A 21,418-nucleotide genomic window follows, 5' to 3' on the forward strand; every position below is an offset into this window, starting at 1 on the left:
CATCTCAGATCACCTTGGCTTCGTTCTTGAGTTTGTCGACGAGGGTGGCCACATCCGGCACCTTGATGCCCGCGCCGCGCTTGGGCGGCTCGCTGACCTTCAGCGTCTTGATGCGCGGAGCCACGTCAACGCCCAGGTCCTCGGGCTTGAGCGTCTCCAGCGGCTTCTTCTTGGCCTTCATGATGTTGGGCAGCGTCACGTAGCGCGGCTCGTTCAGGCGCAGGTCGGTGGTGATCACCGCCGGCAGGCTCACCGCCAGCGTCTCCAGGCCGCCATCCACTTCACGCGTGACGTTGGCCTTGTCGCCGGCCACTTCCACCTTCGAGGCAAACGTCGCCTGCGGCAGGTCGGCCAGCGCCGCCAGCATCTGGCCGGTCTGGTTGCAGTCGTCGTCGATCGCCTGCTTGCCCAGGATCACGAGACCCGGCTGCTCCTTGTCCACCAGCGCCTTGAGCAGCTTGGCCACCGCCAGGGGCTGCAGTTCGAGGTCGGCCGGGGTCTCCACCAGGATGGCGCGGTCCGCGCCAATGGCCATGGCCGTGCGCAGCGTCTCCTGGCAGGCCGTCACGCCGCAGGACACGGCGATCACCTCGGTGGCCGCGCCCTTCTCCTTCAGGCGGACCGCTTCCTCCACCGCGATCTCGTCGAACGGGTTCATGGACATCTTCACATTGGCGATGTCCACACCCGTGTTGTCCGACTTCACGCGGACCTTCACGTTGTAGTCCACCACGCGCTTGACCGGTACCAGGACCTTCATTGCCAGGGGCTCCTCATGTCTTTGGAATTGACGTTTACGTAAACTGCGGATTCTAGGCCCCGGAGGCCCCGAAACGCAAAAAAGAACGACCGTTCGAAAAAGCGATTATAGGGTTCCGGCCGGGGCCGCCTCAGCGTGGCGGGGCCTCGCGGTGATGCACGACCCGTTGCGGATACGGGATCTCGATGCCCGCCTCCCGCAGCCCGCGCAGGATGCGAAGGTTCACGTCCGAGCGCACGTTGAGCTGGCCGTTGCCCGGGTCCGCGATCCAGAACAGCAGGCTGAACTCCAGGCCGTCGGCGCCGAAGCGCGCCAGCCGCGCCACCGGCCCCGGGTCGGCGAGCACGCGCGGCACGCCGGCCGCCGCCTCGACCAGGATCCGCTGGACCCGGTCCACGTCGCTGTCGTAGCCCACGGCCACGTCGCAGGAGAGCAGGATCAGCGGGTCGGCGAGGGAGAGGTTCTCGATGCGCTCGGTGATCAGCTTCTCGTTGGGCACCACCGACTCGCGCCCGTTGCTGGCGCGGATCAGGGTGTAGCGGGTCTTGATGTCCACCACCTCGCCCTCGAAGCTGTCCACGCGCACGGTGTCGCCGATGCGCAGGCTGCGCTCGAACAGGATGACGAAGCCGCTGACGTAGTTGGCCGCCAGCTTCTGCAGGCCGAAGCCCAGGCCCACGCCCAGCGCGCCGCCCAGCACCGACAGCGCGGTCAGGTCCACCCCCACCGCCGACAGCGCGAACAGCAGGCCCACCAGCAGCAGCAGCGCGCGCAGGGCATTGGCCGCCACCTTGCGCAGCGACAGGTCGGACACCGTCTGCCGCAGCACGCGCCGCTCCAGGGTCGCCGAGATCCACAGCGCCAGCACCAGCACCGCGCCCGAGGACAGCACGCCCTCGACGAGGTTCAGCAGGCTCACCTTGGTCTTGCCGAAGGTGAAGCGGATCGCGTCCATTTCCTCGGTGACCACCGGCAGCAGGCCCAGGATCCACAGCACCGCAGCGATCCAGGCCAGCCAGGAGAACAGGCGCTCGACCAGCCGCGCCGCGCCCGAGGCGGGGAAGACCACCGTGAGCACGCGCGCCAGGAAACGGATGCCGGCCAGCGACATCAGCACCGGCACCGCGATCCGCAGCAGCGGCACCGGCTGGTGGCGGGCCAGCGCCACCTCGGCGCTGTACACGAGCGCCAGCGCCAGCAGGGGGAACAGCAGGCCGTCGACGATGGCCCGGCCGAACCAGACCGACTCGCCCGCGTGCCGGCGCCCGGCGAGCCAGCACAGGCCGAAGGCCGCCACCAGGCTCGCGGCCAGGGCAGCGGCCTCCCAGCCGAGGCCGGCATGGGCCAGGCCCGACAGCAATCGCTCGAACACGTCCATCAGCGCCTCACAGGTCGGCCAGGGCCCGCACATGGGCCTCGACGCTGCGCGCCAGCGCACCCAGGTTGTAGCCACCCTCGAGGCAGGAGACGATGCGGCCCCGGCAGTGGCGCCGCGCGACCTCGCGGATGCGGCCGGTGATCCAGGCGTAGTCCTGCTCGACCAGGCCCAGCTGGCCCAGGTCGTCCTCGCGGTGGGCGTCGAAGCCCGCGCTGATGAAGATCATCTCGGGGCGGAATTCCTCCAGGCGGGGGATCCAGTGGGTCTCGATCAGCTCGCGCACCTGGGCGCCGCGGGTGTAGGCCGGCACCGGCACGTTGACCATGTTGGGGCCCAGCGGCTGCTCGCCGTTGAACGGGTACAGGCCGCTCTGGAAGATACTGACCATCAGCACGCGCTCGTCGCCGGCCAGGATGTTCTCGGTGCCGTTGCCGTGGTGGACGTCGAAGTCGACCACCGCCACGCGCGACAGGCCGTGGCGCTCCAGCGCGTAGCGCGCAGCCACCGCCACATTGTTGATGAAGCAGAAGCCCATGGCCTGCCCGCGGCAGGCATGGTGGCCCGGCGGGCGCACCGCGCAGAAGGCGTTCTCCAGCTCGCCCCCGATCACCGCGTCGGTCGCCGCGATGGCGGCGCCGGCGGCGCGCTGGGCCGCTTCCCAGGTGTGCAGGTTCATCGCGGTGTCGGCATCGAGGTGCGCATAGGACGGGCCGCCGGCCTGCACCTGCTCGGCGATCTCCAGCTCCATCCCGCGCAGGGCGGCGACGTGCAGCTTGTCATGCGCCAGCTCGATGTCGCCGAGGGCGGCGCGCGGCGCCTCGAAGCGCTCCAGGGCATCGGCCACGCCGGTGACCAGCAGGCGGTCCTCGATGGCATCGAGGCGCTGCGGGCACTCGGGGTGCCCCTCCCCCATCTCGTGCTTGCGGCAGTCCGCGTGGGTGAAATACCCGGTCTTGTTGGAAGTCATCATCACTGCGCTTCGGTGCCGCTGGGAATTCGGATAACGTTGCGCCGATGCAAGCGCAACGTGAACTGTCGGCACTCCTGGGCCAGCTTAACACGGTGATCGTGGGCAAACCGGCACAGGTCCGGGACTGCGTGGCCTGCCTGCTGGCGGGCGGGCACCTGCTGATCGAGGACGTTCCCGGCGTGGGCAAGACCACGCTGGCGCACGCCCTGGCCCGCGCCTTCGGGCTGCACTTCGCCCGGGTGCAGTTCACCGCCGACCTGATGCCCAGCGACCTCACCGGCGTGTCGGTGTACGACCGCGGCAAGGAGGACTTCGTCTTCCACCCGGGCCCCGTCTTCGCCCAGGTGCTGCTGGCCGACGAGATCAACCGCGCCAGCCCCAAGACCCAGAGCGCGCTGCTCGAGGCGATGGAGGAGAAGCAGGTCAGCGTCGAGGGCGAGACGCGGCCCCTGCCCGCGCCCTTCTTCGTCATCGCCACCCAGAACCCGCACGACCAGCTCGGCACCTTCAGCCTGCCCGAGTCGCAGCTCGATCGCTTCCTGATGCGGATCTCGCTGGGCTACCCCGACCGCGCCGCCGAGCGCGAGCTGCTGCGGGGCGAGGACCGGCGCGCCATGCTCGAGTCGCTCCAGGGCTCGCTCAGCCCGCTGGCGCTGGACGCGCTGCAGCGCCAGGTGCTGGCCGTGCATGCGTCCGACCCGCTGCTCGAGTACGTGCAGGACATCGTCGCCGCCACGCGCTCGGGCCGCTGGTTCGCGCAGGGCCTGTCGCCGCGCGCGGCGATCGCGGTGATCCGCGCGGCCAAGGCCCAGGCCCTGCTCGCCGGCCGGGACTATGTGGCGCCCGACGACGTGCAGGCCATCCTGCCGCAGACCATCGCGCACCGCCTCGTGCCGGTGGGCCATGCCGGGCGCGGCGCGGTCGAACAGGTGCGGGCCCTGCTCGAGGCCCTGCCCCTGCCGTGAGGGCGCTGGCGACACGGCTGCGGGCGTGGTGGCACTCGCGGCTGCCGCGGGCCGACACCGTGGCGCTCACCCACCGCAACGTCTACATCCTCCCCACGCGGCCCGGCCTGATGCTGGCCGCCACCCTGCTCGTGCTGCTGGTGGCCTCCATCAACTACCAGCTGAACCTGGGCTACCTCGTCACCTTCCTGCTCGGGGGCGCGGCGCTCGCCGCCATGCACGTGAGCCATGCCAACCTGCGTGGGCTGCAGCTGGCCCTGTCTGCGCCGGCGCCCCAGTTCTGCGGGGCCGCGGCGCCCTTGACGGTCACCTTGACGAACACCTCGCGGCGCGCGCGAGCCGGCGTGGCGCTGGCCGTCTCGCAGCCGGGCCAGCCGCCGCAGTGGGCCTGGTGCGACGTGCCCGCCCGGGGCAGCAGCCAGGTGCAGGTCACCGTCCCCGCCGGGCCGCGGGGCCTGCAGCCGCTGCCGCTGCTGGCGGCCGAGACGCGCTTTCCCCTGGGCACTTTCCGGGCCTGGGCGCTGTGGCGGCCGGCGGCGCGGATGCTGGTGTACCCGCAGCCCGAGGCGCTGCCGCCGCCGCTGCCGCCCGGCGAGGCCACGCGCGACGACGGGCGCGCCCGCCGCAGCGCCGCCAGCGGCGAGTTCGACGGCGTGCGCGCCTGGCGGCGCGGCGACCCGATGCGGCTGGTGGCCTGGAAGAAGGCCGCGCGCACCGGCGAGCTGGTCTCGCGCGACACGCAGCAGTCCGGCCGCCAGGTGCTGTGGCTGGACCTCGCCCAGGCCGGCGCCGGCGACACCGAGCGGCGCCTGTCCCGGCTCACGGCCTGGGTGCTGCAGGCCGACCGCCTCGGACTGGACTACGGCCTGCGCCTGCCGGGCCTGGCCCTCGCGCCGGGCCAGGGCGAGGCCCACCGCCTGCGTTGCCTGGAGGCCCTGGCCCTGTGCTGAATGCCCTGCGCGCCCGCCTCGCCGCCCTGCCCCGGGACAGCCGCGACACGCTGTTCCTGCTGCTGGTGATCGCCTGGGTGCTGCTGCCCCAGGCGACGCGCCTGCCCCTGTGGTGCAGCGCGCTCGCTGCCGGCGTGCTGGCCTGGCGCGGCTGGCTCGCCGCCACCGGCGCCCCGCTGCCCGGCCGGCTGTGGCGCGCGGCGCTGCTGGCGCTGACGCTGGCGGCGACGCTGTGGACGCACCGCACCCTGCTCGGGCGCGACGCGGGCGTGACCCTGGTCGTCGCCCTGCTGGCCCTCAAGACCCTGGAGCTGCGCGCGCGGCGCGACGCGTTCGTGGTCTTCTTCCTCGGCTTCTTCACGTTGGTGGTGAACTTCTTCTTCTCGCAGTCGCTGCCCACCGCGCTGGCGATGGGGGTGGCCCTGCTCGGGCTGCTCACCGCGCTCGTGAACGCGCACCTGCCGGTCGGCCGGCCTCCGCTGCGCCAGTCCGCCGGCATCGCGCTGCGGCTGGTGCTGTTCGGCGCGCCCGTGACCCTCGCGCTGTTCCTGCTGTTCCCGCGGCTGCCGCCGCTGTGGGGCATCCCGGGTGATGCGCTGACCGGGCGCAGCGGGTTGGCCGGCGACATGGAGGTCGGCCAGGTCGCCCGCCTGGCGCTGGACGACGGCATCGCGATGCGCGTGCGCTTCGAGGGGCCGGTGCCGCCGCGCCCGCAGCTGTACTTCCGCGGGCCGGTGCTGACCAACTTCGACGGCCGCGTCTGGCGCCCGCTGTATCCCTCGCCGCTGGCCCTGCCCTCGCCCGCGGTGGCGGCGCGGCGCGCGCCGCTGGAGGTGGCGGGCGAGCCGGTGCGCTACGTCGTCACGCTGGAGCCGGGCAGCCGCCCCTGGCTGCCGGTGCTCGACGCGACGGCCGTGCCGCCCGCCTCGGCCGCCTTCGCGGCCGGCCCGGGCCCGCTGCGCACGCCGGAGATGCAGTGGCTGATGCCGCGCCCGGTCACCGACCTGCTGCGGTACGAAGTCGCCAGCCACCTGGACTGGCGGCTGGGCCCGCTGCTGCGGGCCGAGGCCCTGCCCCTGGAGTACCGCGAGCTGCCGCCGGGCTTCAACCCGCGCACCCTGCAACTGGCCACCGACCTGATGCGCGCCAGCACCGCCCCGCCCGAGGACAAGGGCGCGCTGGTGGCGATGGCGCTGGAGCGCCTGCGCACCGGCGGCTACCGCTACACGCTGGAGCCGGGCACCTACGGCCAGCACACGGCCGACGAGTTCTGGTTCGACAAGCGCGCCGGCTTCTGCGAGCACATCGCCTCGGCCTTCGTGCTCCTGATGCGGGGCATGGACATCCCGGCGCGCGTGGTCACCGGCTACCAGGGCGGCGAGGTCAACCCGGTGGACGGCGCCTGGGTCGTCCGCCACAGCGACGCGCATGCCTGGGCCGAGGTCTGGCTGGCCGGCCGGGGCTGGGTGCGCGTGGACCCGACAGCGGCCGTCGCGCCCGCGCGCACCGGCACGCTGCAGCGCCTGCTGCCGCCGCCCGGCGTGCTGGCCACGGCCGTGGGCGCGCTCGACCCGGGCCTCGCCCTCGTCCTGCGCAATGCGTGGGAAGCCCTGAACAACGCCTGGAACCAGCGGGTCCTGAACTACACGCAGGGCCGCCAGCTGGACCTGCTGCGCGGGCTGGGCCTGGACGCGGTGGACTGGCGCGACCTGGTGCGCGCGCTGGCCGGCCTGCTCGCCGCCACGGCGGCCGCGGGCGCGCTGTGGGCGCTGCTGCCGCGGGGCCGGCAGGACCCGTGGCTGCGGCTGCTGGATCGCGCGCGCCGCCGGCTTGCACGCGGCGGCCTCGCCTTCGGCCCCGCGGCCGGGCCGCGCCAGATGGCCGAGGCGGTCATCGCGCGGCACGGCCCGGCCGCCCGCGCGGTGGCGGAGTGGCTGCTGCGGCTGGAGGCCCTGCGCTATGCGCCGCGGCCGGGCCTGCGCCTGTCCGACCTTCGGCGAGAATTCAGGCAACTGCCCTGGCCCTCCTGATGCTGCGTCGCCTCCTCCTGCCCCTGCTCCTCGCCGCTGTCGGCGCCCTCGCGGTCGTGCCCCTGCCGGCCGAGGCGAAGAAGCACGCCGCCAAGGGCGTGAAGAAGCCCAAGGCCACGCGGGTCTCCACCGCCGCCGCGCGCACCGGCACGCCGTACGCAGGCCGCGAGGACGCGATGCGCTTCGCCGACGAGATGGCAGCCCGCCAGGGCATGGACGCCGCCTGGGCCCGCCGCGCCGTCGGCCAGGCGCAGCAGCTGGCCCTGGTGCAGAAGCTGATGCAGCCGCCCCCGCCGGCCACGCGCAAGAACTGGGCGGTGTACCGCAGCCGCTTCATCGACCCGATCCGCATCGCCGCGGGTGTGCGCTTCTGGCGCGAGAACGAGGCGGCGCTGGCGAAGGCCGAGCAGCAGTACGGCGTGCCCGCCGAGATGGTGGTGGGCATCATCGGCGTGGAGACGATCTACGGGCAGCAGATGGGGGACTTCCGCGTGCTCGACGCGCTGGCCACCCTGGGCTTCGACCACCCGCCCCAGCACCCGCGCGCCGCCGAACGCAGCGCCTGGTTCCGCAGCGAGCTGGAGCATTTCCTCACCCTGGCCTGGCGCAGCGGCGGCGACCCGGCCGTGCCCCTGGGCAGCTTCGCCGGCGCGATGGGCCTGGTGCAGTTCATGCCGAGCAGCGCGGTGCGCTTCGCGGTCGATTTCGACGGCGACGGCCGCATCGACCTGCGCCGCAGCACCGCCGACGCGATCGGCTCCGTGGCCAACTACTTCAAGTCCTTCGGCTGGCAGACGGGCATGGCCACGCACTACCCGGTGCGCTTCGACACGGCCACGCTGGACCTGGACACCCTGCTCGCCCCCGACATCCTGCCCACCTTCGGCGTGCCGGCCTTCACCGCCAGGGGCGCGGTGCTCGAGGGCGAGGCGCTGCAGCACACCGGCCCGCTGGCGCTGGTCGAACTGCAGAACGGCGAGGCGCCGAGCAGCTACGTGGCGGGCACCGAGAACTTCTACGTGATCACGCGCTACAACCAGTCGTCCTACTACGCGATGGCGGTGATCGAGCTGGGACGCGAGGTTCGCGAGGCGATGCGGCGCCGCCACTGAGTCGCCCTGGAACCGCCCCACCGGGCTGCCGGCGCGGGGCCGCTCAGTCCACCCCGTCCACCTGCACGAGCTTCATCCGGCCGCCCGCGCCGGCCTTGATCCGCACCGCCGACCTCGGGCAGCCGAAGTGCCGCGCCACCAGGGCCACCAGTTCCTCGTTGGCCTTGCCGTCCACCGGCGGCGCCTTAAGCTGCGCGGTCCACGGCTCGCCGTTGGCGGCCGGCGGCGTCAGCACGCTCTGGCGGGCGCTGGGCTTGACCTTCAGCTGCAGCGTCTTCACGCGCCCGCCTCCGGCAGCCGCTCCTCGTGGCGCCGGACCTGCCAGGCGCAGGCCACGGCCAGCGCGCCGAGCGCGCCGGCCGCCAGGAACAGCGCCTCGTAGCCCACGGCGTCGACCAGGCGCCCGCCGGCCAGCACGCCCACCACCCCGCCGATGCCGTAGCCGACCACGGTGAACAGCGCCTGCCCGCGCGCCCGCAGCCGGCCGGGGAAGTGGTAGGTCACCATGGCGATGCAGGCGGTGTGGTGCGCGGCGAAGGTCAGCGCATGCAGCACCTGGCCGATGAACAGCACCAGCAGCCAGTCGCCCAGCAGGCCGGTGCCCGTCATGCGCAGCGCGGTGGCGGCGCCGCACAGCACCAGCCACTGCGGCATGGTGAGCAGGCCGACCAGCCGCCCCTGCCAGAAGAACCAGGCGATCTCCACCAGCACCGACACCGCCCAGAGCAGGCCGATGGTGGCCTTGCCGTAGCCATGGGCGTCGAGGTAGAGGGAGAAGTAGCCATAGATGGCGTAGTGCGCCATCACGTGGCACAGGAGCGAGGCGAAGAACCAGCGCACCACCGGCTGGCGCAGCACCGGGCCCACCGGCTCGCGGGCCTGCGCGTGCGCCTCGGGCCGGTCATGGGCGTCGGGCAGCCAGAAGGTGCAGGCGACCACCGCGGCCAGGGTCGCCGTGGTCCAGCCGGTGAAGTGGCCCATGCCGAAATGGTCGAACCAGGCCCCCGCCGCGACCACCGTGGCCATGAAGCCGGCCGAGCCCCAGAGCCGGATGCGGCCGTAACGGCCCCAGTCGCCGGCCACCAGGTGCGCCATCGCGGCCTCGGTGAGCGACATCATCGAGCTGGTGTGGGTGAAGACCACCAGCAGCACCAGACCGATCCACCACGGCCCGCCCGGCCACCAGAAGCCCAGCGCCGCGGCGAAGGCCACGCACGCGCTCCATCGCAGCAGGCGCACGCGCTCGCCGGTGTGGTCGCTGAGCATGCCCCACAGGTAGGGCGCGAAGACACGGGTGACGGACTGCACCGACGCCAGCAGCGCGATCACCGCGATCGGCAGCCCCAGGTGCTTGAGCCAGAGGGTGAGGTACGGGTTGAAGAACCCGATGTGCGCGAAGTAGCTGGCCGACAGCGCCGCGAACGGCGCGATCGCGCGGATGCCGCCTGCCCCGCCGCCCGCCGGCATCAGCCCGCGGCGCCGGCGATGGGAGGCAGCGGCGGCTGGACGTCGGCGTTCTGCGCGCGGTGGCGCAGCGCGTGGTCCATCACCACCAGGGCCAGCATGGCCTCGGCGATCGGCGTGGCGCGGATGCCCACGCAGGGGTCGTGGCGGCCCTTGGTGACCACCTGCATCGGCTCGCCGCTGAGGTTGATCGACTCGCGCGGCGTGATGATGGAGCTGGTCGGCTTGATCGCGATCGAAACCTCCAGGTCCTGCCCGGTGCTGATGCCGCCCAGCACGCCGCCGGCGTTGTTGGTGGCGAAACCGGCCGGGGTGAGGGAGTCGCCATGCACGGTGCCGCGCTGGGCCACGCTGGCGAAGCCGGCGCCGATCTCCACGCCCTTGACGGCGTTGATGCCCATCATCGCGTAGGCGATGTCGGCGTCGAGCTTGTCGAACAGCGGCGCGCCCAGGCCCACCGGCATGCCGGTGGCGGTGACGCGCAGGCGCGCGCCGCAGGAATCGCCCGACTTGCGCAGGGCGTCCATGTAGGCCTCCAGCGCCGAGACGTCGGCCACCGGCGCGAAGAAGGGGTTCTGCGGGACATGGTCCCAGCTCTCGAACGGGATGGCGACCTCGCCCACCTGCGTCATGCAGCCGCGGAAACGGGTGCCGTACTTCTGCGCCAGCCACTTCTTGGCCACCGCGCCGGCCGCCACCATGGGCGCGGTCAGGCGGGCCGAGGAGCGGCCGCCGCCGCGCGGGTCGCGCAGGCCGTACTTCTGGGTGTAGGTGTAGTCGGCGTGGCCGGGCCGGAAGGTCTGGAGGATGTCGCCGTAGTCCTTGGAGCGCTGGTCGGTGTTGCGAATCAGCAGGGCGATCGGCGTGCCGGTGGTGCGGCCCTCGTAGACGCCGGAGAGGATCTCGACCTGGTCGGGCTCCTGGCGCTGGGTGACGTGGCGGCTGGTGCCGGGGCGGCGGCGATCCAGGTCGGGCTGGATGTCGGCCTCGGACAGTTCCAGCCCCGGGGGGCATCCGTCGATGACGCAGCCGATGGCCGGGCCATGGGACTCGCCGAAATTGGTGACTGCGAACAGGGTGCCGAAAGTATTGCCGCTCATGGCAACGGATTATCCCAGAGCGCCTGCGCCCCACGGGAACGCTTCATGCATGGAGAAGCGGCGCGGGGCCATCCCGGCACCGAAGGAGAGCATCTGATGTTGGACACGACCGCCACCCGATTTTCCCTCGTGAGGCCCGAGGACACCGACTTCGAGTCGGGCGGCCTGCGGGACTTCTTCCTGTACCGGGACCTGGGCATCGCGCACGCCACGAACGGCCAGGTCATCGCGCACCTGGTGAAGGCGAACAAGGCACCGGAACAAGGCACGGGATGGCACCGGCATGAGGCGGACTTCCACATCGTGATCATGACCAAGGGGTGGGCCCGCTTCATGTACGAGGACCGGGAGACGCTGGTCAAGGCCGGCGACGTGGTCCACCAGCGTCCCGGCATCCGGCACTACCTGTTCGACTACTCCCCCGACATGGAGTACCTGGAGATCGTCTCGCCCGCCGATTTCAGGACGGTGGACGTGGAGCCGGTGTGCGACATCCCGCCGCCCACCCCCTGGGCCTGAGGCTCAGAACTCCGCGTCGAGCTCGTCGATCTCGGCGGGCTCCTCCTTCGCCGCCGCCACCCACTCCTGCATGGCCGGCAGCTCCATGATGCGGCGGCAGTACGCGGCGCAGGGCTTGTCCAGCGCCACGTCGTAGGTGAGGAACCGGGTCACCACCGGCGCGTACATCGCGTCCGCCATGGACGGCTGCTTGCCGAAAAGGAACGGGCCGCCGTAGCTCGCCAGGCACTCGCGCCAGATCTCGAGGATGCGGTCGATGTCGGCCTGCGCGCGCGACCAGACCTTGAAGCCCGGGAAATGCGCGCGGATGTTCATCGGCAGCGCGCCGCGCAGCGCGGCGAAGCCCGAGTGCATCTCGCCGCAGATGGCGCGGCAATGCGCGCGCGCCTTGCGGTCGGCCGGCAGGAGGCCTGCCCTGGGCCTGACCTCGTGCAGGTACTCGCCGATGGCCAGCGTGTCCCACACGTGCACGCCCTCGTGATCCAGCGAAGGCACCCGCATCGACGACGACAGCAGGAGCATCTCCGCCTTCATGGCCGGGTCGTCGGGCGGGATCACCTTCTCGGTGAAGGCCAGCCCGGCGAGCCGGGCCATCAGCCAGCCCCGCAAGGCCCAGGCGCCGTAGTTCTTGCTGCTGATGGTGAGGACCGTGCGGGCCATGGGGCGCTCCTTCGATGCTGCGATGAATGCCAGGACCAGCAAAGGCTGTGCCATCGCGCAGGGGCGCAACCGGCTTGGCGTGCAACTTGCAAACGCACCGCCAAGGAGCGCCGCGACATGCTTTACCAGGCCTACCAGACCCATTTCGACCTGACCTCCCCCCTGCGCCTCATCGCCCAGCACCAGGCCGCGGCCCTGTGGCTCGAGCGCACCGAGGGCACCGCTGCGCGCAAGCTGGCGGCGGCCTGCGAGGTGTTCTCGCGCCTGCGCCTGACGCACACGCGTCCCGCCTACGGCATCACTCAGGTGCGCTCGGAGGGCCGCGACGTACAGGTCATCGAGGAGACGGTCCTCAAATTGCCATTCGGCACGTTGCTGCATTTCCGCAAGCCGGGCGCGGCGCCGCAGCCCCGGGTGCTGCTGGCCGCGCCCCTCTCGGGCCACTTCGCCACGCTGCTGCGGGACACCATCCGCACCCTGCTGCAGGACCACGAGGTCTACGTGACCGACTGGCACAACGCGCGGGATGTTCCCCTGCGCGAGGGCGGCTTCGGACTGGACGACTACATCGACTACCTGATGCGGTTCATGCGGGCCGTGGGCCCGGGCGCCAGCCTGGTCGCCGTCTGCCAGCCCTGCGTGGCGGCGCTCGCGGCCACCGCCCTGCTCGCCGAGGAGGCCGACCCGGCCACACCGCGCGCCCTGGTGCTGATGGCCGGCCCGGTGGACTGCCGCGTCAACCCGACCGAGGTGAACCGCCTGGCCACCAGCAAGCCGATCGGCTGGTTCGAGGACAACCTGATCAGCCATGTGCCCCTGCCCCATGCCGGCTTCATGCGCAGGGTCTACCCCGGCTTCGTGCAGCTGTCGGCCTTCATGGGCATGAACCTGGAGCGTCACCAGCAGTCGTTCAAGGACCTGTACCGCCACCTGGTCGCGGGCGAACTGGAGAAGGCCGACACGATCCGCAGCTTCTACGACGAGTACCTGGCGGTCAATGACCTGCCCGCGGAGTTCTACCTGGAGACGGTGGAGAAGGTGTTCCAGACCTGCGACCTGGCGCTCGGCCGGCTGCGCTGGCGGGACCGCGCGGTGGATCCGGGGTCGATCCGGGGAACCGCCCTGCTCACGGTGGAGGGCGAGCGCGACGACATCTGCTCGGTGGGCCAGACCGTCGCGGCGCAGGACCTGTGCACCGGCATCCGGCCCTGGCGGAAGACCCACCACGTGCAGACCGGGGTGGGCCACTACGGCGTGTTCAGCGGCCGCCGGTGGCAGCAGCAGATCTACCCGCTGCTGCGTGACGTGATCCACGCGGCCCAGGGCTGAGCCGCCCCGGCCCGCGCCGCGCCGGGCCTCAGAGTTCGGCCGTGGGCTTGCTGTCCTCGGCGCTGGGCCAGTCGCGGATGTAGGCCTTGAGCATGCGGTTCTCGAAGTTCTGGCTGTCCACCACGGCCTTGGCCACGTCGTAGAAGCTGATCACCCCCATCAGCATGCGACGGTCCATCACCGGCATGTAGCGCGCGTGGCGCTCGAGCATCATGCGGCGCACCTCGTCGAGCTCGGTCTCGCCGGTGCAGGTGAGCGGGTGGTCGTCCATCGCGGTGCGCACCAGGGTGCCGCCGACCGCGCCGCCGTTCTTCACGAGGGCCTGGATCACCTCGCGGAAGGTGAGCATGCCCACCAGGTCCCCGTGCTCCATCACGACGAGCGAGCCGATGTCCTTGTCGGCCATGACCTCGATGGCGCGAGCCAGCGGCTCGTCGGGGGACGTGGTGTAGAGCGTGTTGCCCTTCACACGCAGGATGTCACTGACTTTCATGGGGTATCTCCTCGTGGCAGCCCTCTGGCGGTTGCAAACAATATAGCCCACATCCCCCACCCGCATCCACACGAACGTGGACCTTTTCCCCACATGCCCGGCTACTCCGATCCCGGCTTCGACACCCTCGCCCTGCATGCCGGCGCCGCGCCCGATCCGGCCACCGGCGCGCGGGCGGTGCCGATCCACCTGACCACCTCCTTCGTCTTCGACTCCAGCGAGCACGCCGCCTCGCTGTTCAACCTGGAACGGGCGGGCCATGTCTACTCCCGCATCAGCAACCCCACCAACGCGGTCCTGGAGCAGCGGGTGGCGGCGCTGGAGGGCGGCATCGGCGCCATCACCACCGCCAGCGGGCAGGCGGCCCTGCACCTGGCCATCGCGACCCTCATGGGGGCCGGCTCGCACATCGTGGCCTCCACCGCCCTGTACGGCGGCTCGCAGAACCTGCTGCACTACACGCTGCGCCGCTTCGGCATCGAGACCACCTTCGTGCGCCCCGGCGACATCGACGGCTGGCGCGCCGCGATCCGGCCGGAGACCCGGCTGCTGTTCGGGGAGACGGTGGGCAACCCCGGGCTGGACGTGCTGGACATTCCCACGGTGGCCGCCATCGCCCACGAGGCCGGCGTGCCCCTGCTGGTCGATTCGACCCTCACCTCGCCCTGGCTGGTCCGGCCGTTCGAGCTGGGCGCCGACCTCGTCTACCACTCGGCCACCAAGTTCCTCTCGGGCCACGGCACCGTCATCGGCGGCGTGGTGGTCGACGGCGGCAGCTTCGACTGGGAAGGCCCGGCCGCCCGCGGCCGCTTCGCCGGGCTGACCGCGCCCTACGAGGGCTTCCACGGCATGGTGTTCAGCGAGGAGTCCACCGTCGGCGCCTTCCTGCTGCGGGCGCGCCGCGAGGGCCTGCGCGATTTCGGCGCCTGCATGAGCCCGCACACCGCCTGGCTGATCCTGCAGGGCCTGGAGACCCTGCCCCTGCGCATGGAGCGCCACATGGCCAACACCCGCAAGGTGGTCGAATTCCTCGCGGCGCAGCCACTGGTTGCCAACGTGGGCCATCCCATGCTCGAGTCGCACCCGAGCCACGCCCTGGCGCAGCGCCTGCTGCCGCGGGGCGCGGGTTCGGTGTTCAGTTTCGACCTCGCCGGCAGCCGCGCCCAGGGCCAGGCCTTCGTCGAGGCGCTCAAGGTGTTCAGCCACCTGGCCAACGTGGGCGACTGCCGCTCGCTGGTGATCCACCCCGCCAGCACCACGCACTTCCGCATGTCCGACGACGCCCTGGCCGCGGCCGGCATCGGCCAGGGGACCATCCGCCTGTCGATCGGCCTGGAGGACCCGGACGACCTGATCGACGACCTGCAGCGCGCCCTGCGCGCCGCCGCCAGGGCCGCCTGAGGACGCCGCGCATGGAACTCACCGTCCAGGGCCACCGCACCTTCTGCTACACCGGCGGGCGCCCGTTCGACCCGGCGCTGCCGACCATCGTCTTCCTGCACGGCGTCCTCAACGACCACAGCGTCTGGATCCTGCAGACCCGCTGGTTCGCCCACCACGGCTGGAACGTGCTGGCGCCCGACCTGCCGGGTCACTGCCGCAGCGAGGGCGAGCCCCCGCGCAGCGTGGAGGAGGCGGCCGCCTTCGCCCTCGCCCTGATGGACGCCGCCGGCGTGCAGCGCGCCGCCCTGGTGGGCCACAGCTTCGGCTCGCTCGCCGCACTGGAGGCCGCCGCCCGGGCGCCGCAGCGCGTGAGCCACCTGGCCCTGGTCGCCACCGCGTTCCCGATGCGGGTCACCCCCGCGCTGCTGCAGGCCTCGCTGGAGGAGCCGCACAAGGCGATCGCCCTGGTCAACGTGTACTCGCACTCCAAGCTGGCGCCGCCGCCCTCGGCGCTGGGCCCGGGCACCTGGCTGTACGGCGGCCTGCGCGCGCTGATGCGCCGGGTGCTGGCGAGCAACCCGCGGGTGAATGTCTTCCACCGCGGCTTCCAGGCCTGCGACGCCTACGCCGGCGGCGAGGCCGCGATGGAGAAGGTGCAGTGCCCGGTGCTGTTCGTCCTGGGCAAGCAGGACGCGATGACGCCGCCCAGGGCGGCCCAGGCGCTGCGCGCCCGGTCCCCGCATGCGAAGGCCGTGCTACTCGATGCCGGCCACAGCCTCATGACCGAGGCGCCCGACGGCGTGCTGTTCGCGCTGCGGGATTTACTGCGCGGGTGAGGCGCCCTCAGAGCGCGTCGCGCAGCACCAGCCCCTCGAGGCGGCCGCTGCGCCACAGCGCGCTGGTGGCCTCGTTGGCCGGCAGCAGCAGCCGCTGCATCAGGGGCGCCAGCGCGGTGCTGGCGGTGTCGGCCAGCAGCACGTAGCGCGAGGCCTCGGCCTCCTCCACCTCGTTGAGCCGGCCGATCCAGTCCAGCGCCACCAGGTGCTCCAGCACCGGCTCGAGCTGGCGGTCGGTCACCTGCATCTCGCGGGCGAGCTCGGTGGTGGACAAGCCCCGGCGCGGCGCGGCGCGCGCCGCGTCCAGCGCCCGCACCGCCTCCAGCGCCAGCTGGAACTGCCAGCCCGGCCCGCCGGCGCGCCGGTGCGGACCGGCCAGGAGGCCGGGCAGGTAGGCGGCCAGCACCGCCCCCAGCAGGATCACCAGCCACAGCAGGTAGATCCACACCAGCAGGATCGGCACCGTGGCGAAGGCGCCGTATACCGCCGAATAGGTGGGGACGGCGCCGATGTACAGCGCCAGCAGCGCGCGTGCCCCTTCAATGCCCGCCGCGGAGAACAGCCCGCCGACCCAGGCATGGGCGGTGCGCACCGGCGTGTTCGGCACGAAGCGGTACAGGGCGGCAAGGCCGGCGGCCAGCATCAGGAATTCGACCGCGTCGATCACGACGACCAGCCCGCCCGGCACCGCCGCCACCAGGCCGCGCGAGGCTGAGACCAGGTAGGAGGTGACGCTCAGCGAGGCCGCCAGCAGCAGCGGCCCCAGGGTGATCACCGCCCAGTACACCAGCACCCGCTGCGCCAGCGGGCGCGGCCGGCGCACCCGCCAGATGCCGTTGAGGGTGCGGTCGATGGTGAGCACCAGCGACAGGGCCGTCACCACCAGCACGCCCATGCCCACCGTGCCCAGGCGGCTGGCCTTGGTGGCGAACTGGGTCAGGGCACCCAGCACCTGCCGCGAGATCGCGTCGGGCACCAGGCTCTGGACCAGCCAGGCCTGCACCGCCCCCTGCAGCTTGCCGAACACGGGGAAGGCGGTGAACAGCGCCAGCACCACGGTGAAGAACGGCACCAGGGCGATGGTGGTGGTGAAGGTCAGGCTGCCGGCCGACAGGGCCAGCCGGTCCTCGCGCACCCGTTCGCGCAGGGTCCGCAGCGCCGGCCCCCAGGGGAATTGCGCGAGGGACGTGATCAGGGACCGGGCGGCATTCATCGGCCGGTATCATGCCACCGCCCATGCACGCTCCCGTCCCGCCTCCGCCCGCCCCCGAAGCCGCCCGCCCCGCCCCGCCCGCCGTGGCCCTGTCACGCCAGCTCGCGGTGGGCAGCCTGCTGGGGCTGATCGTCCTGGGCCTGGCCTGGGAGCTGTGGCTGGCGCCGGTGCGCCCGGGCGGCAGCTGGCTGGCGCTGAAGGTGCTGCCCCTGTGCCTGCCGCTGGCCGGCCTGCTGCGCCATCGCATGTACACCTACCGCTGGGTCAGCCTGATGGTCTGGCTCTATTTCACCGAGGGCGTGGTGCGCGCCTGGAGCGACCGCCCGCCCTCCTCCTGGCTGGCAATGGCGGAAATCGCCCTGTGCCTGGTCCTGTTCGCCGCCTGCGTCCTGCAGGTGCGCACGCGCCTGAAGAAGAAGGTCGTCGAATGAATCCCCTGATCTCGCAACTGGCCGGCATCGTCGGCCCGGCCCATGTGCTGCATGAAGGCGACCTCGGCGCCTGGGAGCAGGACTGGCGCAAGCGCGTGCGCGGCAAGGCGCTGGCCGTGGTGCGCCCCGGCAATGCCGCCGAGGTGGCCGCCGTGGTGCGCGCCTGCGCCGCGGCCGGCGCCTCGATCGTCCCCCAGGGCGGCAACACCGGCCTGGTGGTGGGCAGCGTGCCCGACGACACCGGCACCCAGGTGGTGCTGTCGCTGCAGCGCCTGAACGCGGTGCGCGTGATCGACCCGGCCAACATGACGGTGACCGTGGAGGCCGGCTGCGTGCTGCAGACCCTGCAGCAGGCGGTGGCGGACGCGGGCTTCCTCTTTCCCCTGAGCCTGGGCGCCGAGGGCAGCTGCACCATCGGCGGCAACCTCTCCACCAACGCCGGCGGCACCCAGGTGCTCCGCTACGGCAACACCCGCGAGCTGTGCCTGGGGCTGGAGGTGGTGACCGCGCAGGGCGAGGTCTGGGACGGCCTGTCCGGCCTGCGCAAGGACAACACCGGCTACGACCTGCGCGACCTGTTCGTCGGCGCCGAGGGCACCCTGGGCGTGATCACCGCGGCGACGATGAAGATCTACCCCCAGCCCGCCGCCAGCCTCACCGCCTGGGCCGCCGTGCCCTCGATGGATGCCGCCGTGCGCCTGCTCGGGCTGGCCCGCGCCCGCCTGGCCGACGGCCTGACCGGCTTCGAGGTGATGGGCGACTTCGCCCTCTCGCTGGTGGGCAAGCATTTCCCGCAGCTGCGCGTGCCGTTCCTGGGCGCCAGCGCCTGGGGCGTGCTGCTGGAGCTGTCCGACGCGCAGTCCGAGGCCCGCGCCCGCGAGCAGCTGGAGTCGCTGCTCGAGGCGGCGCTGGAGGACGGCTGCGCCACCGACGCGGTGGTGGCCGAGAGCCTGGCCCAGGCCCACGAGCTGTGGCATGTGCGCGAGAGCATCACGATGGCCCAGGCCGAGGAAGGCCTGAACATCAAGCACGACATCTCGGTGCCGATCTCCGGCATCCCCGCCTTCTGCGCCGAGACCGACGCCCTGCTGGCCCGCGAGATCCCGGGCGTGCGCCTGGTCGATTTCGGCCACCTGGGCGACGGCAACCTCCACTACAACGTGCAGGCGCCTGAGGGCGTCGACCCGCAGGCCTTCCTGCGCGAGCACGAGGACCGGGTCAACACGCTGGTCTATGACCAGGTCCGCAAGTTCGGCGGCTCGATCTCCGCCGAGCACGGCGTGGGCTCCCTCAAGGTGGACACGCTGCCCGGCTACAAGTCGCCGGTCGCCCTGGGCCTGATGCGCGCCATCAAGCAGGCGCTGGACCCGCAGAACCTGCTGAACCCGGGCCGGGTGGTCCGCCGATAATCCACACCGCCATGACGCAACCCGCCCGCCCCGTCCGCTCGCAGTACGAAGACTTCATGCGCCATGTATACGCGCATGGCACGCCCAAGACCGACCGCACCGGCACCGGCACGCGCAGCGTGTTCGGCTACCAGATGCGGTTCGACCTGGCCGAGGGCTTCCCGCTGGTGACGACCAAGAAGGTCCACCTCAAGTCCATCATCCACGAGCTGCTGTGGTTCCTCGAGGGCTCGAGCGACAACAACAGGCTGCGTGAGCGCGGCGTGACCATCTGGGACGAGTGGGCCCGCGAAGATGGCGACCTCGGCCCGGTCTATGGCGTGCAGTGGCGCAGCTGGCCCACGCCCGACGGCGGCCACATCGACCAGATCGCCGAGGCAGTCAAGACGATCAAGGCGAACCCGGACTCGCGCCGCATCATCGTCAGCGCCTGGAACGTGGCCGACCTGCCCAAGATGGCGCTGGCCCCCTGCCACGCCTTTTTCCAGTTCTACGTGGCCGACGGCAAGCTCTCCTGCCAGCTCTATCAGCGCAGCGCCGACATCTTCCTGGGCGTGCCGTTCAACATCGCCAGCTATGCCCTGCTCACGCACATGATCGCGCAGCAATGCGACCTGGCCGTGGGCGACTTCATCTGGACCGGCGGCGACTGCCACATCTACAGCAACCACCACGAGCAGGTGGAGCTGCAGCTCTCGCGCCAGCCCTACCCCTACCCCACGCTGAACATCAGGCGCCGGCCGGCCTCCATCTTCGAGTACCAGTACGAGGACTTCGAAGTGGTGGACTACCAGTGCCACCCCGCCATCAAGGCCCCCGTGGCCGTCTGACACCCTGACCGTCTCACCACCTGGCCCCCAGAGGGAACAGGCACCCCACCGATGAAGCTCGGAATGATCTATGCGCGCGCCCGCAACGGCGTGATCGGCAACGAGGGCACCATGCCCTGGCACCTGCCCGAGGACCTGGCGCACTTCAAGGCCGTGACCCAGGGCAGCCCGGTGATCATGGGCCGGCGCACCTGGGACTCGCTGCCCCCGCGCTTTCGCCCGCTGCCCGGACGGCGCAACATCGTCGTGACCCGCCAGGCCGGCTGGCAGGCCGAGGGCGCCGAGCGCGCCGGCTCGCTGGAGGAGGCGATCGCCCTGTGCGAGGGCGCGGCGCAGGCCTGGGTCATCGGCGGGGCGCAGATCTATGCCCAGGCCATGGACCTGGCGCAGGTCGCCGAGGTCACCGAGATCGACCGCGACTACGAGGGCGACGCCTTCGCCCCCACCCTCGGCCTGTCCTGGCGCGAGGTGGGCCGCACCGCGCATGTCGCGGCCAGCGGCATTCCCTATGCATTCGTGACTTTCAACAACGACAACGGAGACTGAACCCAATGTCCGGAGGATCCTTCCACGTGCACGGCCCGCACGACCACGAGCTCGAGCACGCGGCCCAGCACGGCGCCCATGGCGCCGGCGACCGCATGACCAACCAGATCGCGATCTTCACCGCGGTCATCGCCACGGTCGGCGCCATCTTCTCGTACATGGGCGGGGCCACCCAGGCCAACGCCGGCCTGTACAAGAACAACGCCGCGATCAAGAAGACCGAGGCCTCGAACCAGTGGAATTACTTCCAGGCCAAGAGCACGAAACAGTCCCTCGCCGAGATCTCGCGCGACATGGCGCCCGCCGACCGGCGTGACGCCTACCAGGCCAAGATCGACCGTTACGAGAAGGAAAAGAACGAGATCAGGGCCGACGCCGAAAAGATCGAGGCGCAGGCCAAGGACTGGGACAAGAAGAGCGACGAGCAGATGCACCAGCACCATCGCTGGGCGCAGGCCACCACGGTGCTGCAGGTGTCGATCGCGCTGGCGGCCATCGCGCTGCTCACGCGCAAGAAGCCGATCGAGTGGCTGATGTTCGGCTCCGGCGCCGCCGGCGCGCTGCTCGGCGTGGCCGCCGCGCTGCACCTCTGAGGCAGGGCCGGGGCCTGAGCCCCCGTCGCGGCCGCCCCCCGGGCCGCGGCCTCAGGGATGGTGCAGCCCCGCCTCCGCCGCGATCGCGGCGCACAGCGTGCGGCACAGGGCGATGACCGGCTCGTTGGCCACGCGGTAGTAGATCTGCACGCCCTCGCGCCGGCGCGCCACCAGCCCGGCGCGGTACAGGGTGTTCAGGTGCTGCGACATGTTGGGCTGCGTGGTCTGCACCAGCTCGAGCAGCTCGGTCACGTTCTTCTCGCCCTCGCACAGGTGGCGGATGATCCGCAGGCGCAGCGGCGCCGACATCACGCGGAACGTCCGGGCCGCGAGCTCGAAGACGGCTTCTTCGTCCGCGACGGGATGGGGCTTGGGCGCGCGCATAGCAGAGAGTCTACGGCCTCGCCGCGGCCCCCGCCGTTATGATCGCCGCCGCTCCCACACGCG

General features: G+C 71.8%; 23 protein-coding genes. 13 read left to right on the forward strand and 10 right to left on the reverse strand.

The window, feature by feature from the left end; translation table 11 throughout:
* Positions 1-4: 4 nt before the first annotated feature.
* From ACT80S_RS07445 to ACT80S_RS07455, 3 genes are all read right to left on the reverse strand, one after another.
* Positions 5-760, reverse strand: coding sequence for an electron transfer flavoprotein subunit beta/FixA family protein (locus tag ACT80S_RS07445; RefSeq protein WP_377414565.1), 756 nt, complete (start codon positions 758-760; stop codon positions 5-7).
* A gap of 130 nt (positions 761-890) precedes the next feature.
* Positions 891-2,138 carry a mechanosensitive ion channel family protein gene (locus tag ACT80S_RS07450; protein ID WP_377414567.1) on the reverse strand — a complete coding sequence of 416 codons (1,248 nt, stop codon included), beginning with the start codon at positions 2,136-2,138 and terminating at the stop codon, positions 891-893.
* Between the two features lie 7 nt (positions 2,139-2,145).
* Positions 2,146-3,105 (reverse strand): histone deacetylase family protein, encoded by a 960-nt coding sequence (locus tag ACT80S_RS07455; RefSeq protein ID WP_377415239.1) that lies wholly within the window; start codon positions 3,103-3,105, stop codon positions 2,146-2,148.
* Positions 3,106-3,152: 47 nt separating this feature from the next.
* Between ACT80S_RS07455 and ACT80S_RS07460 the strand changes: the two genes are divergently transcribed.
* Genes ACT80S_RS07460 through mltB form a run of 4 tightly spaced genes read left to right on the forward strand, consistent with a single transcriptional unit; the run spans position 3,153 to position 8,165 of the window.
* On the forward strand, positions 3,153-4,073 hold the full coding sequence (locus ACT80S_RS07460; protein WP_377414569.1) for an AAA family ATPase: 921 nt from the start codon (positions 3,153-3,155) through the stop codon (positions 4,071-4,073).
* Complete coding sequence (locus ACT80S_RS07465) at positions 4,070-5,023, forward strand: DUF58 domain-containing protein (protein ID WP_377414571.1); 954 nt, start codon at positions 4,070-4,072, stop codon at positions 5,021-5,023. Before ACT80S_RS07460 ends, ACT80S_RS07465 begins: the two co-directional genes overlap by 4 nt.
* Positions 5,017-7,053, forward strand: a complete 2,037-nt coding sequence (locus ACT80S_RS07470) for a transglutaminase family protein (RefSeq protein ID WP_377414573.1) — start codon at positions 5,017-5,019, stop codon at positions 7,051-7,053. The genes ACT80S_RS07465 and ACT80S_RS07470 overlap by 7 nt, the downstream gene beginning before the upstream one ends.
* On the forward strand, positions 7,053-8,165 hold the full coding sequence (mltB, locus tag ACT80S_RS07475; protein ID WP_377414575.1) for a lytic murein transglycosylase B: 1,113 nt from the start codon (positions 7,053-7,055) through the stop codon (positions 8,163-8,165). The genes ACT80S_RS07470 and mltB overlap by 1 nt, the downstream gene beginning before the upstream one ends.
* Before the next feature lie 43 nt (positions 8,166-8,208).
* On the opposite strand, the gene ACT80S_RS07480 is transcribed toward mltB, so the two are convergent.
* From ACT80S_RS07480 to aroC, 3 genes are read right to left on the reverse strand one after another with little or no spacing between them, the layout of a single operon-like run.
* Positions 8,209-8,445, reverse strand: coding sequence for a DUF167 domain-containing protein (locus ACT80S_RS07480; RefSeq protein ID WP_377414577.1), 237 nt, complete (start codon positions 8,443-8,445; stop codon positions 8,209-8,211).
* Positions 8,442-9,632 carry an MFS transporter gene (locus ACT80S_RS07485; RefSeq protein WP_377414580.1) on the reverse strand — a complete coding sequence of 397 codons (1,191 nt, stop codon included), beginning with the start codon at positions 9,630-9,632 and terminating at the stop codon, positions 8,442-8,444. The genes ACT80S_RS07480 and ACT80S_RS07485 overlap by 4 nt, the downstream gene beginning before the upstream one ends.
* The gene (gene aroC / locus ACT80S_RS07490; protein ID WP_377414582.1) at positions 9,632-10,729 is read right to left on the reverse strand and encodes a chorismate synthase; all 1,098 of its coding nucleotides are present in this window, start codon (positions 10,727-10,729) and stop codon (positions 9,632-9,634) included. Before aroC ends, ACT80S_RS07485 begins: the two co-directional genes overlap by 1 nt.
* A 96-nt stretch (positions 10,730-10,825) precedes the next feature.
* On the opposite strand from aroC, the gene ACT80S_RS07495 reads away from it, so the two are divergent.
* Positions 10,826-11,248, forward strand: coding sequence for a cupin domain-containing protein (locus ACT80S_RS07495; RefSeq protein ID WP_377414584.1), 423 nt, complete (start codon positions 10,826-10,828; stop codon positions 11,246-11,248).
* Between the two features lie 3 nt (positions 11,249-11,251).
* On the opposite strand, the gene ACT80S_RS07500 is transcribed toward ACT80S_RS07495, so the two are convergent.
* On the reverse strand, positions 11,252-11,908 hold the full coding sequence (locus tag ACT80S_RS07500; protein ID WP_377414586.1) for a glutathione S-transferase: 657 nt from the start codon (positions 11,906-11,908) through the stop codon (positions 11,252-11,254).
* 117 nt (positions 11,909-12,025) lie between these two features.
* Here ACT80S_RS07500 and ACT80S_RS07505 point away from each other — a divergent pair, with 117 nt between their 5' ends.
* Positions 12,026-13,237 carry a polyhydroxyalkanoate depolymerase gene (locus ACT80S_RS07505; protein ID WP_377414588.1) on the forward strand — a complete coding sequence of 404 codons (1,212 nt, stop codon included), beginning with the start codon at positions 12,026-12,028 and terminating at the stop codon, positions 13,235-13,237.
* A gap of 28 nt (positions 13,238-13,265) precedes the next feature.
* Here ACT80S_RS07505 and ACT80S_RS07510 read toward each other — a convergent pair whose 3' ends face one another.
* On the reverse strand, positions 13,266-13,730 hold the full coding sequence (locus ACT80S_RS07510) for a CBS domain-containing protein (protein WP_377414590.1): 465 nt from the start codon (positions 13,728-13,730) through the stop codon (positions 13,266-13,268).
* Between the two features lie 93 nt (positions 13,731-13,823).
* On the opposite strand from ACT80S_RS07510, the gene ACT80S_RS07515 reads away from it, so the two are divergent.
* Together ACT80S_RS07515 and ACT80S_RS07520 are read left to right on the forward strand one after the other, a co-directional pair.
* Positions 13,824-15,131 carry an O-acetylhomoserine aminocarboxypropyltransferase gene (locus ACT80S_RS07515; RefSeq protein WP_377414592.1) on the forward strand — a complete coding sequence of 436 codons (1,308 nt, stop codon included), beginning with the start codon at positions 13,824-13,826 and terminating at the stop codon, positions 15,129-15,131.
* An 11-nt stretch (positions 15,132-15,142) separates the two neighbouring features.
* Positions 15,143-15,949 (forward strand): alpha/beta fold hydrolase, encoded by an 807-nt coding sequence (locus ACT80S_RS07520; RefSeq protein WP_377414595.1) that lies wholly within the window; start codon positions 15,143-15,145, stop codon positions 15,947-15,949.
* 7 nt (positions 15,950-15,956) lie between these two features.
* Here the strand turns inward: ACT80S_RS07520 and ACT80S_RS07525 are convergent, their stop codons facing one another.
* Positions 15,957-17,162, reverse strand: coding sequence for a YihY family inner membrane protein (locus tag ACT80S_RS07525; RefSeq protein ID WP_377414597.1), 1,206 nt, complete (start codon positions 17,160-17,162; stop codon positions 15,957-15,959).
* Positions 17,163-17,185: 23 nt separating this feature from the next.
* Between ACT80S_RS07525 and ACT80S_RS07530 the strand changes: the two genes are divergently transcribed.
* The 5 genes from ACT80S_RS07530 to ACT80S_RS07550 are packed head-to-tail and all read left to right on the forward strand — an operon-like array spanning position 17,186 to position 20,971.
* Positions 17,186-17,593, forward strand: coding sequence for a DUF2069 domain-containing protein (locus tag ACT80S_RS07530; RefSeq protein WP_377414599.1), 408 nt, complete (start codon positions 17,186-17,188; stop codon positions 17,591-17,593).
* On the forward strand, positions 17,590-19,002 hold the full coding sequence (locus ACT80S_RS07535; RefSeq protein WP_377414602.1) for an FAD-binding oxidoreductase: 1,413 nt from the start codon (positions 17,590-17,592) through the stop codon (positions 19,000-19,002). Before ACT80S_RS07530 ends, ACT80S_RS07535 begins: the two co-directional genes overlap by 4 nt.
* Positions 19,003-19,013: 11 nt before the next feature.
* Complete coding sequence (locus ACT80S_RS07540) at positions 19,014-19,832, forward strand: thymidylate synthase (protein ID WP_377414604.1); 819 nt, start codon at positions 19,014-19,016, stop codon at positions 19,830-19,832.
* 51 nt (positions 19,833-19,883) lie between these two features.
* Entirely contained in the window at positions 19,884-20,378 is a 495-nt protein-coding gene (locus tag ACT80S_RS07545) for a dihydrofolate reductase (RefSeq protein ID WP_377414606.1), read from the forward strand.
* Positions 20,379-20,383: 5 nt separating this feature from the next.
* On the forward strand, positions 20,384-20,971 hold the full coding sequence (locus ACT80S_RS07550; protein WP_377414608.1) for a DUF4337 domain-containing protein: 588 nt from the start codon (positions 20,384-20,386) through the stop codon (positions 20,969-20,971).
* 51 nt (positions 20,972-21,022) lie between these two features.
* On the opposite strand, the gene ACT80S_RS07555 is transcribed toward ACT80S_RS07550, so the two are convergent.
* Complete coding sequence (locus tag ACT80S_RS07555; protein ID WP_377414610.1) at positions 21,023-21,355, reverse strand: ArsR/SmtB family transcription factor; 333 nt, start codon at positions 21,353-21,355, stop codon at positions 21,023-21,025.
* Between the last annotated feature and the right edge of the window lie 63 nt (positions 21,356-21,418).

Source organism: Ramlibacter sp. MAHUQ-53 (assembly GCF_052600055.1).